Below are 15,032 nucleotides of genomic sequence, written 5' to 3' on the forward strand. Positions count from 1 at the left end.
AAGGAGACGAATGATGGAGAGCTCTTTTCTTTCTGCGACTGCGGTGGGGCTGGACGGACTCATCTACCGCCTGATCCCGATTCCGTTCGTAGTGGATCTTGTGATGACCTTCGTCGGTATTGCCATCCTGCTCGGTATCATCTCGATGGCGGCGATTGTCTTTACCTACACGGAGCGCAAGATCTGCGCGTTCATCCAAGTGCGCATCGGGCCGAACCGCGTGGGCGGAAGATTCGGTCTGCTGCAGCCCGTTGCGGATATGCTGAAGCTGATGAGCAAGGAGGACATTATGCCCGCCGGTGCGGACAAGGTGGTCTGGGCACTCTCGCCCGCGCTGCTCTTTGTCCCCGCAGCGCTCGTCTACGCGCTTTTCCCGTTCGATGCGGGGGCGGTACTCGCCGATGTCAACGTCGGTGTGTTCCTCCTCTTTGCCATCTCGGGGCAGGCAGTGCTGCCATTCCTCATGGGCGGCTATGCATCGAACAATAAGTATTCGTTTATCGGCGGCATGCGCACCGTCGGGCAGATGCTCAGCTATGAGGCGCCGCTCCTCTTCTCCCTGCTCGGCATCATCATGCTGACGGGCTCACTGCGCCTCGACGATATCGTCCAGATGCAGGCGCAGAACTACTGGTTTATCTTCATGCAGCCGCTCGCGTTTATCATCTTCCTGATCGCAGCGGTCGCCGAGACGAACCGTACGCCGTTTGACCTCGTGGAGGGCGAGTCAGAGATTATCGCAGGACCGTTTACGGAGTACTCGGGAATGCGCTGGGCGCTGTTCTTCCTCGCAGAGTACGCGAACCTCCTGACGGCGGCGATCCTCGCGACGACGTTTTTCCTCGGCGGCTACAGCGGGCCGTCGTTCCTGCCGGGATTCGTCTGGTTCGGCTTCAAGGCGGTGCTCATGGTGCTGCTCATCATGTGGTTCCGCTGGACGTTCCCGCGCACGCGCGTGGATCAGATCCTGACGTTCGGCTGGAAGGTGCTCGTCCCGCTCTCGATTCTGAACGTTGTTCTGACGGGCGCGCTGATGTTCTGGTTCGGTATCGTTTAAGGGGGGACGCACATGTTTGGAAAAGGCCTTTTGACCGGCATGAGTGTCACATGGAAGCATCTCTGGGGCAAGAAGGAGACGGTCTGCTACCCTGAGGAGAAGCTGCCCATGACGGATAATTTTCGCGGCGGCAATCTCGCGATGGACTGGCGCGTCTGCATCGGCTGCTCGATGTGCGCAAATGCGTGCCCGAACAAGGCGCTTGATCTGACAATTGTCCCAGATGCGAAGAAGAAGCGCCACATGAAGTCCTACATTCATCACTCGGGGCGCTGTCTTTACTGCAATCTCTGTGTGGAGGCGTGTCCGGTCCATACGCTCGTCTGGGATAAGAACTACGCCATCGCCACGTGGAGCAAGGAGACGATGACGCACGATGCCATGACGGACGAAGACCGTGCCGATCTCGCGGACTTCCTCGCACAGGCAGAGGTCGAGGCGGCAGAGGAAAAGGCGAAGAAAGAAGCCGCTGCCAAGGCAAAGGCGGAGGCAGAGGCAAAGGCGAAAGCCGAAGCGGAGGCTGCCGCAAAGGAAAAAACCGCTGAAGAAAAAGCTGCGGCGGACACATCCGCCACGGAAAACGGCACGGCAAAGGATGCGCAGACGACGGAAGGAGGGGCGACATGAGCTTTATCTTTTACTTTCTCGCTGCCGTGACGATCATCGGCGCGCTCGGTGTCGTTCTCTCACCGAATGTCGTGCACAGTGCACTCTTTCTCGTACTCTCATTCATCGGTGTGGCGGCGATCTATTTCTACATCGGTGCGGAGTTCCTCGGTGCGGTGCAGCTCATGGTCTACAGCGGCGCAGTCGCTGTCCTCATCGTCATGGCGATCATGCTGACGCGGCGGGACTCGATGGCGCACTCCAATCCCTCGCAGAAGCTCTTTCGCCGCGTCGTAACGGGGCTGCTGGCAGGCAGTATCTTCTTCCTCATCGGATGCGGCATTGTCCTTGCTCCGCTTCCTGCGGGCGAATTTGCTGCATCGACGGGGGCAGACGAGATCGCCCAGCTGATGCTCGGCACGTATCTCGTGCCGTTTGAAGTGACGGCGGTACTGCTCCTCGCGGCGATGGTCGGCGCACTGCTCTTGGCGAGAGGAGGGGATGCGGCATGATCGGTATTCCTGATCTGCTCTTTTTGTCTGCACTGCTGTTCTGCATTGGGCTCTATGGGCTCCTCACGCGGCGCGGCATCATCCCGATTCTCATGTGCGTGGAGCTGATGCTCAATGCGGTCAACATCAATCTCGTTGCCTTTGACCGCTTTTACGCGCACAACGCGGAGGGGCAGCTGATGGCACTCTTCTCGATTGCGGTCGCTGCATCCGAGATCGCCGTCGGGCTGGCTCTCGCATTCCGCCTGTATCAGATTCGGTTCACGACGAATGTCGATGAGCTGGATACGCTGAAAGACTAGGGGAGGGGAGTGCTATGTTTACCTTTGCTCTGACGCATGCCTATCTGATTCCCCTGTTCCCTGCGCTTGCGTTCCTCATTATTGCACCCTTTACGCGGCGGGAGAAGAACCTCTCGGCGACGATTGCGATTGCGATGATGGCTCTGGCCTTTGCGTTCTCCGTCTTTGTTGCACTCGCCGCGGTAAACTATCAGATCACGATGGGCGATCCCTACGTGATGAAGACGGTCTGGGCGCACATCGGTGCGGTGGAGCTCGCGATGGGCGTTCTGATCGACCCGCTGACGGCACTCATGCTCGTCATCGTGACGCTGGTCTCGCTGCTCGTCTACATCTACTCTGTCAGCTATATGGAGCACGATGAGGGGATGGGGCGCTTCTTTGCGTTCATCTCGCTGTTTTCGGCCGCGATGCTCGGGCTGGTCGTCTCGGTCAACTTTCTCCAGCTCTATGTGTTCTGGGAGGGCGTCGGGCTCTGCTCCTACCTCCTGATCGGATTCTACTACAATAAGGTCTCGGCGCGCGAGGCGGCGAAGAAGGCGTTCATCACGACGCGTATCGGCGACTTTGGAATGCTGGTCGGCATCCTGCTCGTGCAGGTTGCGTTCGGGACGATGGACTTCATCGAGCTGCGGCTGATGATGCCCGCGTATGTCCTCGTCGCGGGGACGGGCTACTTGACGGTGATCGGTCTGCTGCTCTTCATGGGGCCGATCGGAAAGTCCGGTCAGTTCCCGCTCCACGTCTGGCTGCTCGATGCGATGGAAGGCCCGACGCCGACCTCGGCGCTCATCCATGCGGCGACGATGGTCGCAGCAGGTGTATTCCTCGTTGCGCGTGCCTTTTTCATCTTCAGTGAGTGTCCGCTCGTGATGGACTTCATCGCAGGGCTCGGAGCGTTTACGGCGCTCTTTGCGGCGGTTATCGCCGTGACGCAGCGGCGATTCAAGGCGGTGCTTGCCTACTCGACCATCAGTCAGCTCGGCTACATGATGCTCGCGGTCGGGATTGGCGCGTTCTCCGCCTCGATGTTCCATCTCATGACGCACGCCTTCTTCAAGGCGATGCTCTTCCTCTGTGCGGGCGCGGTGATGCACGCACTCCACGATGAGACGGACATCACCAAGATGGGCGGGCTCTGGAAAAAGATGCCGCTCACCTTCGTGACGATGCTGATCGGTGTCCTTGCGATCTCCGGTATCCCACCGTTCTCGGGCTTCTTCTCAAAGGATGAGATCCTCGCCGCGGCGATGCACGCGAGCACGCCGCTCTATCTCATGGCAACGTTCACCTCCTTCCTCACGGCTTTCTACATGGCACGTCTCCTCATTGTCGCCTTTCTCGGCGAGAGCCGCAGTGAACACGAGGCGCATGAGGTCGATGCCTTCATGCGCTGGCCGATGATTATGCTCGCGCTGCTTACGATTGTAAGCGGTCTGTGGGGCTACTTCGGCGGATTCTCTCTGTGGATCTACGCGGATGCACCGCATCATGAGGCGATCGACTGGACGGTGGCGGGGACGAGTATCGTGCTCGCCCTCCTCGCCTTTGCGGCGGCGTATCAGGTCTATGGCCGTCATTGTCTGCGCACGGCGATGCAGCAGCGAAGCTTCGGCTTCCTCTATCGCGTCGTCTACAACAAGTTCTATGTGGATGAGCTGTATGGCTACTTCCGCGAGCGCTTCGTCTACGGCACGGCGGTGGTTCTCAAGTGGGTCGATGAAAAGATTTTCGACGGCATCATAAATGGACTCGGCGCCTATGGTCTGGCAATGAGCGAGGTGCTGACGGAGAACGTCAACGGGCAGGCACAGCGGTATGTCGTCGTGTTCTACACGGGCGTCGTGATTCTCCTGTGCTATGCGCTGTATTGGGCGGTACAGGTTCTGATGTATCTGGGAGGAGGTCTTCTGCGATGACATTTCCGATTCTCTCGGTCATTCTCCTCACACCGCTCGTGGCCGCGCTCATCCTCGCCTTGCTGCCGGGACGCCTGCACGATACGATACGTCAGCTCTCGGCACTGGCGATGATCATCGTGACGCTGCTGACGCTCTTTGTCTACGCGGACTACGATATGGCGCTCGGCGGGATGCAGTACACAGAGTACATGCTGTGGATCACGGATCTCGGCGTTGCCTACTCGCTCGGTGTGGATGGGATCTCTCTGCCGATGCTCCTCCTGTCAAGCGTCGTTGGGCTCGCGGCTGTCTACAGCTCATGGCATGTGGAAAAGCGGGTCAAGGAGTACTTCGTCCTTCTGCTCATCGTGATCGCGGGTGTCTCGGGAGCATTCCTCGTGCGCGACCTCTTCTTCTTCCTCGTTCTCTGTGAGATGGTCGTCATCCCCGCGTATCTGATGGTGATGATCTGGGGCTCGTCCGAGCGCGTGACGAAGGAACACGCGGCGATGAAGATGACCATTTTCCTCCTTGTCGGCTCGGCGTTCATGCTCGTCGGCGTGCTCCTTCTCTACGTGAGTGCATACGAGTCCGGGATGCGGACGTTCGACTTTGAGGCACTCGCCGCCGCTGCTATCGCGGGACATATCTCGTGGGAGGTGCAGGTGACGGCATTCCTCCTCCTGCTCGTCGGGTTCGGTTCGCATCTCTCGATGTTCCCGATGCATATATGGTCGCCCGACGGCTATGCAGGTGCACCGACGGCGATCTCGATGATCAATGCGGGTGTGCTGAAAAAGATCGGCGGCTACGCGCTCATCCGCGTCGGCCTCTTTATCCTGCCGCTCGGGGCAAAGTTCTGGGCACCGCTGATCGCGATCCTCGCCACGATCAATGTGATCTATGCGTCCTATATCGCACTCGCGCAGCGCGACATCAAGTACATGATCGCCTACTCCTCCATCTCTCACATGGGCTACGTTCTCCTCGGCTTCGCGGCACTCAATGTCGTGAGCGTCGGCGGCGCCGTTGCCTATATGGTGGCGCATGGCATCATGCTCGCACTCTTCTTCTCGCAGGTCGGCTACGTCTACGAAAAGACGGAGCTGCGCCGTGTAGGCGATCTCTGGGGCTTGGCGCACTATATGCCGCATGTCACGGTCGGCTTTATGCTCGCAGGGCTGTGCTCGCTCGGGCTGCCCGGCCTGATCGGCTTTGTGCCGGAGTTTACCATCTTTGTGGGGACGGTGGAGGCATATCCGGCTCTCACGGTGATTGCGGTCTCCGGCATCATCTTTACCGCATTCTATGTTCTGCGCATGCTCGCGCGCGTGCTCTTCGGCCCGAAGGTGGAACGCTTCGCGAAGTACCCCGATGAGCGGAAAATCGACGTTGTTCCGCTCGTTGTGCTCGGCGTTTTCCTCGTCGGATTCGGCGTCTTCCCGGGGCTCCTCATGGGCATGGTGGACGCGGGGACTGCGCCGTTGGCACCGCTTCTTGAGATGATTCAGGATGCACCGACGATTCTGGGAGGTGGGCAGTGATGATGCAGGAAATGAATCTTGCCGCGATCTCCATCGAGCTGGGCATCGCCGTACTCATGGCGGCCGTGCTCCTGATCGACCTCTGTATGGCGCGTGGGACATCGCGCCGCGCCCTCGCCCGCGTGACTGCGCTCGGACTGCTCGGCGTCCTCGCTCTCGCCGTGCGGATGTATCCGCCGGATGGGGGAGCAACGGCGTTCTTCGCGGGGCTCTACATCGTTGACGGCTATGCCGTGTTCTTCAAAATTCTCTTTATCGTCGGTGTTCTCGCCACCGTGCTTTTCGCAGAGGACTATGTGGAGAAGATGATCCGCCACAGGGGCGAGTTCTATCTGCTCCTCCTGTCCGCCCTGCTTGGCATGTGCGCTCTCGCCTCGGCGAACGACCTCATGACGGCATTTGTCGGGCTGGAGCTCATGACAATCTCGTTCTATACACTCGTTGCGATCCGCACGGATGCGCCGCTCTCGGCAGAGGCGGGCATCAAGTATCTGGTGTTCGGGTCGGGCTCGACGGCAGTGCTCCTCTACGGCATGAGCCTCGTCTACGGGATGACGGGGACAATGATGTTTCAAGGGATTGCACAGGGGCTTGGTCTCGTGCTTTCCCTCGGGCTCATCGGCGTGGTCTTTATCCTTGCGGGCTTCTTCTTCAAGCTCTCGATCATCCCGTTCCATCTCTGGGCACCCGATGTGTATGAGGGAGCACCTGCGCCCGTGACGGCGCTCCTCGCCATGTGCTCCAAGGCGGCGGGGGTGGCGATCCTCCTGCGCGTGCTCTTCGTCGCATTTCCTGCGCTCTCGGCGTACTGGACGCATCTGATGGCGGCGCTTGCGTGTGTCTCCATGGTTGGGGGCAACATCATGGCGTTCCGTCAGACGAACATCAAGCGGATGCTCGCCTACTCCTCGATTGCGCAGGCGGGGTACATGATGACGGCGATGGTTGCGACGAACGCGGCGGGCATCAAGGCGGTGCTCTTCTACGCGATGGTCTACGTTTTGGCGAACGTCGGGGCGTTCGTGACCGTCTCCTATCTCGAGACGGAACGCGGCAGTGCGGACTTCCGCAGCGTGCGCGGGCTGGCGCATGACTCTCTGCTTCCGGCGGGCATCCTGATGGTTGCGCTCCTGACGATGGCGGGCATCCCGCCGACGGCAGGCTTTGTCGGCAAGATTTACATCTTCTCCGCAGCGATTGATGCGGGCTACCTCTGGCTCGCGGGGCTGGGCTTTGTCGTGTCGATGATGTCCGTCTACTACTACCTCCTTGTCATCAAGGAGATGTTCCGCGATGTCGAGGCAGATGAGCCGATGATCGACACGCCGCTGCGTCTCCCGTTCTCGGCAGGAGCCATGGGCATCATTGCTGTCGCCTTTACCCTCGTCATCGGCGTCTGGGCAGAGCCACTCTCGATCTTCAGCAATATCGCCGTCTATACCTTTATGCGTTAGAAAATTTGTGATAAGAAAGAGGCTGCTGCACGAAACAAACGTGCAGCAGCCCCTTTGATTTACTGTCTGTTCTCTAGGGAGCAGACCAAACAACTTATTCATCGAATATGTCTGCATGGGTTCCAGTTTCGACTAGGGTCAAGGTTAGGACGTCGTTTTCAACGAGGTATATCAACAACCAATCCGGTTGAATATGGCACTCGCGAAATCCCTCCCAATTGCCATGAAGTGCATGGTCACGGTATTTGGCATCTAGCTTGTGCCCCTGTCCCAATGCTTCAACAACATTATCCAGTAGCTTGAGATTCAAGCCGCGTTTCTTGGCACGCTTGTAACTTTTCTTATAAGCGTTGGTGAACTTGATGTGATAGGTCATTCTTCCAATGCCTTCTTCAAGTCGTCCATGTTGTCATAGCTAGGAACATCCGGGTTGCGGGAGATTTTTCTTGCTTCTTCCATAGCCGCCAAGGTGCTTTGTTTATAATGGGGCATTTCGATAGAAAATGGGATGCCTCCACGAAGGACACACTGATGGAGAAACATATTAACGGCACCGGACATATCTAGGCCCAGCCCAGAGAACAATGCGCTAGCCTGTTCTTTTATGTTCCGGTCAATTCTTATTTGAGTAGGGACGGTTGACATGATGACCACACTCCTTTCTTTTGGAACCAGTATAGCTTGTTTGGTTTACGATGTAAAGCGAAACGTTTGAGTATAACTAAGGAGAGGCGGTCAAAGCTTTCTTTTTTACAAAAGCAGAGAGTCGCAATAATCTCCAAGCCATGCAGCACAAAGCATCTAACGGAAGAGGAGATCAAACAGATTTTCGTCAAGGCACTGAACTCCTTGCTGAAAGTCAAAGAGAACGTAATTGCGAGACGCCGCTCCCTGATTGACAGCATTTGCCAGACGGGAAAGCTCTGTAGGAAGAAAAAGTGATAAAACCTTTGAATTAGATGGGAGCTGTTGCACGAAACAAATGTGCAGCAGCCTTAATTTTGTGAAAAAACACAGAAGGAGCTATTGCACGAAGGTAAATTTATCTTTGTGCAATAGCCCCTTGTGTTCTGCTTTAGAATAGTTCGGCATGTGATCCTGTGCGTGATGCAGTCAATCTAAGATAGCGGTGCTGAATTTATCAGTGCTTCCTTAAATATCCCAGTGAAGCCGTGCAGGATCGGGAGTGGCGCGGTCGATCTCGCGCAGAATCCATGAGGCGTTTTCGTGTGTCTGTGCAAATGCATCGGCAAGGGGTTGTTTGTAGTCAGGCGGGATCTCCATCGCGTGAATTGCCATGTGCATGTAGTCTTTTGCGATGAGGACGACACCGCGCTCGGCGGCGAGATGTGCCTTGAATCGGTAGCCGTAGTACAGGTAGCTGTTGTGCGGGACGGCATCCTCCAGTCCATCAAAGGCGGCGATGCGCTCGTCTGCCTCCGCCTCGGCGTCCTTGGTCATGCCGAGTTTGTGCATGAGGTTCCACCGATCCGCCCACAGTTCACCGCGCAGAATGTACTTGTAGAGGAAATCCGTCCCCTCGGCGCACTCGATCGCAAGATTGATGTGATCGAGTGCCGCTTCCTGAGTTTCCTTTTCCTCCGCCTCAAGTGCCGAGAGCCCCTGCATGGCGTAGACTTTCTCCTCTACGTCCTGCGCGAGTTCCTCGTTCACCTCGGCATCCATAACACTTTGAAAGAGTTCGATGGCCTCTGCGCGATGCTCCGGCATCTGTGCGAGAAAATGGGCGAGCCGCGCCCGTGCGTGCCAGTCCTCCACACCGCCGGCAAAGAGCTCGTGGGGCGGGGCGTTTTTTCCGAGACGGTCGATAACGAGATGGATGCGTTCATGAAATGTTTCCGGCGTCATAGTTTTATCACCTGTTTCATTTGATTCAAAAGGGGCAGATCGTGTGTGATGACGATGAGCGTTGCGCCGCGTGCATCGGCATCTGCCAAGACGGATGTGATGAGGCGTGTACCGCAGGCAGCATCGAGCCCTGCTGTCGGCTCATCGAGGAGCAGGATCGGCGCATCGCCCGCGAGTGCAAGTGCGGTGAGCAGGCGGCTGCGCTGTCCCCCCGAAAGACGGGAGGCGTTCATTCCGAGCGGCTCGTCGAGCCCTGCGGGCAGAGCCCGAACGACGTCCGCGAGCTGCGCCGTTTCGAGTGCGTGCCATATTGCTGCCTCAGAGATATCGCCGCGCAGGCGCAGAAAGTTGTCCCGTATGGAGGCAGAGAAGAGCCAGCTGCCCTGTAGGGCAGCACCAAAATAGGTGCGCGACCCTTCGAGAGGGAGCTTCGTATGGGGAATACCATCGTAGGAGATCGTGCCCGCATCGGGCTCCCAGAGGCGGAGCAGAAGGCTCGCCAGCGTCGTCTTGCCTGCGCCGCTCTCACCGATGATGGCCGTGTGCTCGCCGCGGCGGATCGTAAGGCTGAGGTTCTGCACTATGGGGATGCCCGTATGATAGCCGAAGACGAGGTGTTTCGCCTCGATCAGAGGTGCGTTTGCTGATTTTTCGGAAGGCGGTGCGATGGAGGCAGGCTGTGTGTGCTCTCCGTCTGATGGGAGAATGTGTCGCGCGGCACGCGCCGATTCCTGTGCGCCGAGAACGGCGGGGGGGATCGGGCGGAGCTCGGCGAGTACTGCCTCAAGGGCGAGAACCCAGACCGCGTACTGGATACCCGTGAGGATCCCCTCGATCACGCGAGGGATGAGGAGGATGATGGCTGCGATCCAGACGATGATCCGCAGGACGTCGAGCAGGGTGAAGAGCTGCTCGCGGCGCCTCCCTCGTGCCGTCCGCTCGCGCTGAAACGTCGCCGCCGCCTCATCCAGCACTGCCTGTGCATGCTGTGTACTGCCGGCGGCGCGCAGCTCGGTGCGCCCGTCGATCTGATCGAGGAGGCTGCTGCGATAGTCGGCACTTTGCGCGCGCAGTTCCGTTTCGCGGAGGAGGAGAGGGAGCGCGAGGTGGAGTAGAAAGAGCAGGAATACGACTGTGGCCGCAGGGATGCTGAGCGGCAGGAGAGCCGCACAGGCGAGCAGCACCAAGGCAAGGGCGATCAGTGGCGGCGGGACGGCGCGCAGGTAGAAGTCGCGCAGGGTCTCACAGCCCGTCAGCAGATCGTGGAGGAACTCGCCCTCGCGTACGTTGCCCTCTCGCATGGGAATGACGGCGGCAGAGCGGCGGTAGGTCGCCTGCTGCAGCGTCTCGTAGCATCCGAAGGCGAGACGGTGAGAGAGCAGGCGCTCCAGGTAGCGAAAGACGGCGCGCCCGATGCCGCACGCCCGCACGCAGGTAATGGCAAGGGCAAGTGCCGAGAGGGGCGGCGCGAGTGCCGCACTGGCGATGATCCACGCCGCAGAGGCAATGAGGGAAATGCCCGCCGCGGCCGCGAGGAATCCCGCGAGGAGGGCGGGGAGTGCCGCCGCAGGTGCGGCGATGGAGAGCAGCCGAAAGAGCATTGTGGTCATCATGCCTCACCTCCCAGTGTCACGACCTGGTCTGCCCATGCGATGAGCGCAGGACGGTGCGCCGTCAGAATCATCGTGCGGTGATGTGAAAACACTGTCAGGGCATCGATCACGCACCGCTCGGTCTCCTCATCCAGCCCCGCCGTCACCTCGTCCAGAAGGACGATGGGGCGATCCTGAAAGAGGGCGCGTGCCAGACCGAGGCGGTGACGTTCTCCTGCCGAAAGCGGATGGCCGCCCATGCCGAGGCGCGTATGCAGACCATCGGGCAGCGCGCGCAAAAAGTCGCCGAGTGCCGCCGCCTCCAGTGCCGTCGTGATTTCGGCATCCGCCGCGTCCCGCGTCCACAGCGTCACGTTTTCCGCAAGGCTCGCACCAAAGATATGCGGCTCCTGCGGGACGTAGGTGATGAGCGCAGTGCGTGTTTCCTCCGTGAGACGTGCGAGGTCATAGCTATGCGCTGTTCCTGCACCGTCCGCGAGGGTGATCCTCCCCTCCGAAGGAGAGAGCTGCCCCGCGAGGAGAAGGAGCAGCGTCGATTTGCCGCTGCCGCTGTCCCCTGCGATCACGGTGGACTTTCCTGCGGGAAAGGAGAGCGTGAGATCCGTCAGAACGGCCTCATCGGTCAGCGGATAGCGGTAGGTGAGCGCCTTCGTGCGTACGGAGGGAGGGGAGAGAATCTGATCGTGTGTTCCCGTGATGGACGGTGGTGCATCGAGGTAGGGGGCAAGTGCCTTCTCTGCCGTCGCGGCATCCATCGCTGCATGGAAGGCGATCCCGCCCTCACGCAGCGGCTGATAGAACTGCGGCGCAAGGATGAGCACGAAGAATGCCGCCTGAAAGGTCATGCCGCCGTCCATGAGACGCAGACCGATGGAGACCGCGATGAGGGCAATCGACAGGGTGGTAATCAGTTCCAGTGCAAAGGAGGAGACAAAGGCGAGCCGCAGTACGGCAAGCGAGGCCTCGGAGAACGCATGGCTCATCTGCGCGAGATGATGTCCCTCCGCATCGACGCGGCGAAAGATTTTAAGCGTCGCCGCCGCGCGCACCAGATTACCGAATCCGTCCGTCAGCGTACGCATCTCATCCCATTGACGCTCACTGGCACGGCGCGTCGCCTTGCCGATGAGGTAGAGGAGAAATGGCGCGATCGGCAGGGTGACCAGAAAGAGCAGCGCCGACAGCGGATCGACGACAGCCGTCACGAGCAGGACAAGCGGGATGATGACGACACCTGCGATCATGGTGGGCAGGAGAGTGCGAAACCAAGGGTCGAGCGCATCGACGCGCTCAAGCGTAAGCGTCAGTACACCCGCACCGCTCTGTCCATGTGCAAGCAGCTCTCTGTGGAGGGCACGCCGGCAGTAGAGCCGCAGATCATCGGAGAGCTGCGCCTCGATGCGGCTCTTTGGCAGGCGCAGGAGCGCCATGGCGAAAATGCACAAAAACAGCATCAGAAGCTCTGATGCTGTTTCGGCAAGTCCGCCGTGCCCAAGAAATACAGTGTTCACAATGGCGGCTGTATTCCATGCCGCGAGGATGGTCAGCCCTCCGTGCAGGAGTTCGACCGCAACGCGGATGGAGAGGCTGCGCCGCTGCGAATGCAGCATTTGAAACAGGATGGACTTTCGTTTTTTCATTGTTTCCTTTAATATGCCTGATGTCCCGAATCGTTCGGGGAAATGCGCTTGCGGAAGATGTAGTACGTCCAGATCTGATAGCAGAGGACGACGGGGACAAGAATGCCGGCAGCAATGGTCATGATGGAGAGCGTGTATTCCGTCGAGGACGCATTGTAGATTGTCAGACTGTAGCCGGAGTTCAGGCTCGAGACCATGAGACGCGGGAACAGTCCGGCGAAGAAGCCGACCGTCGTGCCGACGATGGCGAGGGCGCCGAGGATGAACGCACCCTTGTGGGCGCGCTTGTAGAGAGCACCGATGCCGAGCACGAAAGAGAGCGCCGAGAGGAAGAGAGCCGCCGTGGCAACAGTGCTCTGGTAGAGGTCGGTCTCAACATAGGTGAGGATCATGCAGATCACATAGAAGACCGCTGCAGCGACGCCAAACTTCAGACCGAGCACGCGGGCGCGGTCGAGCAGATAGGTGCTGGTCAGGCGCAGCTGCAAGAATGCCGCGCCGTGGAACGCGAAGACGAGGACGAACGTGATGCCGCCGACGATCGTGTAGGGCGTCAGGAGATCAAAGAATCCGCCCTGATAGACCTTGTCCGCACCGATGGGAAGCCCTGCGATCAGATTCGTGACCGCAACGCCCCAGAGGAATGCGGGGACGATGCTGCCGAAGGCAAGCGCATACGACCAGCGGCGCTGCCATACTTCATCCTCGCGATGATGGCGGAACTCGAAGGCGACGCCGCGCAGGATGAGGGCAGCGAGCATGAGGAAGAGCGCGATGTAGAAGGTGCTGAACATCGTCGCATAGACATGCGGGAAAGCCGCAAACGTGGCACCGCCCGCCGTAATCATCCAGACCTCGTTGCCGTCCCAGACAGGACCGATGCTGCGGATGAGCTGAGAGCGGTCGCTCTCCTTGTCGGAGATGAGTGTGAGGAGCGTGCCGACGCCATAGTCAAAACCCTCGAGGAAGAAGAATCCTGTGAAGAGGACGACGATCAGCACGAACCAAAGAATATTGTAGTCCATTCTTACTTCCCTCCTTCGATGGCAGGAGTGATCTTCGTGCGGCGGATGAAGCGGAAGGCGAGATAGAGAGCGGTGATGAGCAGCAGCAGGTAGAGTACCGTGAAGCCGATCATCGTGAACCAGATCTCACCTGCTGTGAGATTCGGCGACACGCCGTTCACTGTCTTTTGCAGTCCCACCACGAGCCACGGCTGACGCCCCATCTCTGCGACGATCCAGCCGCAGGAATTGGCGATAAACGGAATGACGACCAGCCACGGCAGGGCATAGAGAAGCTTCTTTGCCGAAAGAAGCTTCTCTTTTTTCGTCAGATAGAGCACGACGAGCGAGACGAGCACCATGAAGAAGCCAGCGCCGACCATCGCACGGAAAGCGTAGAAGAGCATCGTGACGTGCGGACGGTAGTCGCCCTCGCCGTACTTCTGCACAGCCTCTTTCTGGAGATCGTTGATGCCGCGCACCTCGCCCGAGGGGCCGTCATGTACCATGATCGTGAACATGTAGGGAATGGTGATCTCGAAATCGTTCTGCCCCTTTTCCATATTGGGGTAGGCGAGAACGGCAAACGGTGCAGGATCCTCCGTCTCCCAGAGGGCCTCCATGGAGGCGAGTTTCATCGGGTTTGCCTGTGCGAGGTACTGTGTGTGGAAATGTCCGCTCGCAATGACGCCGACCACCCCGACAAGCGTGTAGATGGCACCCGCCTTGATCGCCTGCGTGAACGCATAGCGCGACTCCGTGTCGTGCATTAGCTTCCATGCCGAAACTGCCATGACGACGAAGCCGGCCGTCGTGATGCCTGCAAAGAGTGTGTGGGACTGCTCGCCGAGGATGTAATGGTTCGTCACGAGCTCTGCGAAGCTTGCCATCTCGGCGCGCCCGTTGGCGAGTACGTAGCCGGCGGGATGCTGCATGAAGGAGTTCGCGACGAGAATCCAGAAGGCGGACAGATTGCTGCCGAGTGCGACGAGCCAGATGCAGGCGCAGTGTGCCTTCTCCGAGAGCTTGTCCCAGCCGAACATCCAGATGCCGAGGAAGGTGGACTCGAGGAAGAACGCCGTGAGAGCCTCGAGTGCGAGCGGTGCGCCGAAGATGTCGCCCATGAAGCGCGAATACTCCGACCAGTTCATGCCGAACTGGAACTCCTGTACCAAACCTGTGACGACACCCATCGCGAAGTTGATGAGAAAGAGCGTACCGAAGAAGTTCAGCAGTTTTCGGCAGGTCTTCTTCCACTCCGGCCGTTTCGTCCTGACGTAGCACGTCTCAAGCAGGGCGACAAAGATCGCCATACCGAGTGTGACAGGGACGAAGAGAAAGTGATAGATGGTAGTGATTGCAAACTGCCATCGCGACAGCATCACTGCTTCCATGTCCAAATCCCTCCTAAAAATAATACCTATGATAATAACAGCAACGGCTTTTGTCCACGGCGTGTGACAAAAGCCCCTCGATTCCCTGCATTATATCATAGGTTTATATGAAATACAAGTTAGATTGATAAAATGA

The 15,032-nt window shown here is 58.7% G+C and carries 14 protein-coding genes and 1 pseudogene; 8 read left to right on the forward strand and 7 right to left on the reverse strand.

Translation table 11 applies throughout. The features are described from left to right. Positions 1-10: 10 nt before the first annotated feature. The 7 genes from nuoH to ADJ74_RS07105 are packed head-to-tail and all read left to right on the forward strand — an operon-like array spanning position 11 to position 7,376. Complete coding sequence (gene nuoH, locus ADJ74_RS07075) at positions 11-1,057, forward strand: NADH-quinone oxidoreductase subunit NuoH (protein ID WP_009442913.1); 1,047 nt, start codon at positions 11-13, stop codon at positions 1,055-1,057. A gap of 12 nt (positions 1,058-1,069) precedes the next feature. After that, positions 1,070-1,684, forward strand: coding sequence for a 4Fe-4S dicluster domain-containing protein (locus tag ADJ74_RS07080; RefSeq protein ID WP_050343048.1), 615 nt, complete (start codon positions 1,070-1,072; stop codon positions 1,682-1,684). Beyond that, complete coding sequence (locus ADJ74_RS07085; RefSeq protein ID WP_050343050.1) at positions 1,681-2,175, forward strand: NADH-quinone oxidoreductase subunit J; 495 nt, start codon at positions 1,681-1,683, stop codon at positions 2,173-2,175. Before ADJ74_RS07080 ends, ADJ74_RS07085 begins: the two co-directional genes overlap by 4 nt. Continuing rightward, entirely contained in the window at positions 2,172-2,477 is a 306-nt protein-coding gene (gene nuoK / locus ADJ74_RS07090) for an NADH-quinone oxidoreductase subunit NuoK (protein ID WP_009442911.1), read from the forward strand. The genes ADJ74_RS07085 and nuoK overlap by 4 nt, the downstream gene beginning before the upstream one ends. 14 nt (positions 2,478-2,491) lie before the next feature. Further along, a complete protein-coding gene (gene nuoL / locus ADJ74_RS07095) occupies positions 2,492-4,396 on the forward strand; it encodes an NADH-quinone oxidoreductase subunit L (protein ID WP_050343052.1) in 1,905 nt (634 codons plus the stop codon). Further along, positions 4,393-5,922 carry a NuoM family protein gene (locus ADJ74_RS07100; RefSeq protein WP_050343054.1) on the forward strand — a complete coding sequence of 510 codons (1,530 nt, stop codon included), beginning with the start codon at positions 4,393-4,395 and terminating at the stop codon, positions 5,920-5,922. Before nuoL ends, ADJ74_RS07100 begins: the two co-directional genes overlap by 4 nt. Beyond that, the gene (locus tag ADJ74_RS07105; RefSeq protein ID WP_050343056.1) at positions 5,922-7,376 is read left to right on the forward strand and encodes an NADH-quinone oxidoreductase subunit N; all 1,455 of its coding nucleotides are present in this window, start codon (positions 5,922-5,924) and stop codon (positions 7,374-7,376) included. Before ADJ74_RS07100 ends, ADJ74_RS07105 begins: the two co-directional genes overlap by 1 nt. 94 nt (positions 7,377-7,470) lie before the next feature. Here the strand turns inward: ADJ74_RS07105 and ADJ74_RS07110 are convergent, their stop codons facing one another. Both ADJ74_RS07110 and ADJ74_RS07115 read right to left on the reverse strand, forming a co-directional pair. Continuing rightward, positions 7,471-7,752: a type II toxin-antitoxin system mRNA interferase toxin, RelE/StbE family gene (locus ADJ74_RS07110; protein ID WP_050343058.1), complete on the reverse strand. Its 282-nt coding sequence runs from the start codon at positions 7,750-7,752 to the stop codon at positions 7,471-7,473. Further along, positions 7,749-8,021 (reverse strand): type II toxin-antitoxin system RelB/DinJ family antitoxin, encoded by a 273-nt coding sequence (locus ADJ74_RS07115; protein ID WP_009442906.1) that lies wholly within the window; start codon positions 8,019-8,021, stop codon positions 7,749-7,751. The genes ADJ74_RS07110 and ADJ74_RS07115 overlap by 4 nt, the downstream gene beginning before the upstream one ends. Before the next feature lie 135 nt (positions 8,022-8,156). Between ADJ74_RS07115 and ADJ74_RS11585 the strand changes: the two are divergent. After that, positions 8,157-8,300: pseudogene (locus ADJ74_RS11585) on the forward strand (recombinase); the annotation flags it as partial. Positions 8,301-8,528: 228 nt separating this feature from the next. Here ADJ74_RS11585 and ADJ74_RS07125 read toward each other — a convergent pair. Genes ADJ74_RS07125 through ADJ74_RS07145 form a run of 5 tightly spaced genes read right to left on the reverse strand, consistent with a single transcriptional unit; the run spans position 8,529 to position 14,896 of the window. After that, positions 8,529-9,245 carry a hypothetical protein gene (locus tag ADJ74_RS07125; protein WP_050343062.1) on the reverse strand — a complete coding sequence of 239 codons (717 nt, stop codon included), beginning with the start codon at positions 9,243-9,245 and terminating at the stop codon, positions 8,529-8,531. Then, entirely contained in the window at positions 9,242-10,855 is a 1,614-nt protein-coding gene (locus tag ADJ74_RS07130; RefSeq protein WP_371257537.1) for an amino acid ABC transporter ATP-binding/permease protein, read from the reverse strand. Before ADJ74_RS07130 ends, ADJ74_RS07125 begins: the two co-directional genes overlap by 4 nt. Then, a complete protein-coding gene (cydD, locus tag ADJ74_RS07135; protein ID WP_050343067.1) occupies positions 10,855-12,498 on the reverse strand; it encodes a thiol reductant ABC exporter subunit CydD in 1,644 nt (547 codons plus the stop codon). The genes ADJ74_RS07130 and cydD overlap by 1 nt, the downstream gene beginning before the upstream one ends. An 8-nt stretch (positions 12,499-12,506) precedes the next feature. Next, positions 12,507-13,523, reverse strand: a complete 1,017-nt coding sequence (gene cydB / locus ADJ74_RS07140) for a cytochrome d ubiquinol oxidase subunit II (protein WP_050343068.1) — start codon at positions 13,521-13,523, stop codon at positions 12,507-12,509. A 2-nt stretch (positions 13,524-13,525) separates the two neighbouring features. Further along, positions 13,526-14,896 (reverse strand): cytochrome ubiquinol oxidase subunit I, encoded by a 1,371-nt coding sequence (locus ADJ74_RS07145; RefSeq protein WP_050343070.1) that lies wholly within the window; start codon positions 14,894-14,896, stop codon positions 13,526-13,528. Positions 14,897-15,032 lie beyond the last annotated feature (136 nt).

The sequence above is a fragment of the Selenomonas sp. oral taxon 478 genome, assembly GCF_001189555.1.
In the GTDB taxonomy this organism is placed as follows: Bacteria; Bacillota; Negativicutes; order Selenomonadales; family Selenomonadaceae; genus Centipeda; species Centipeda felix.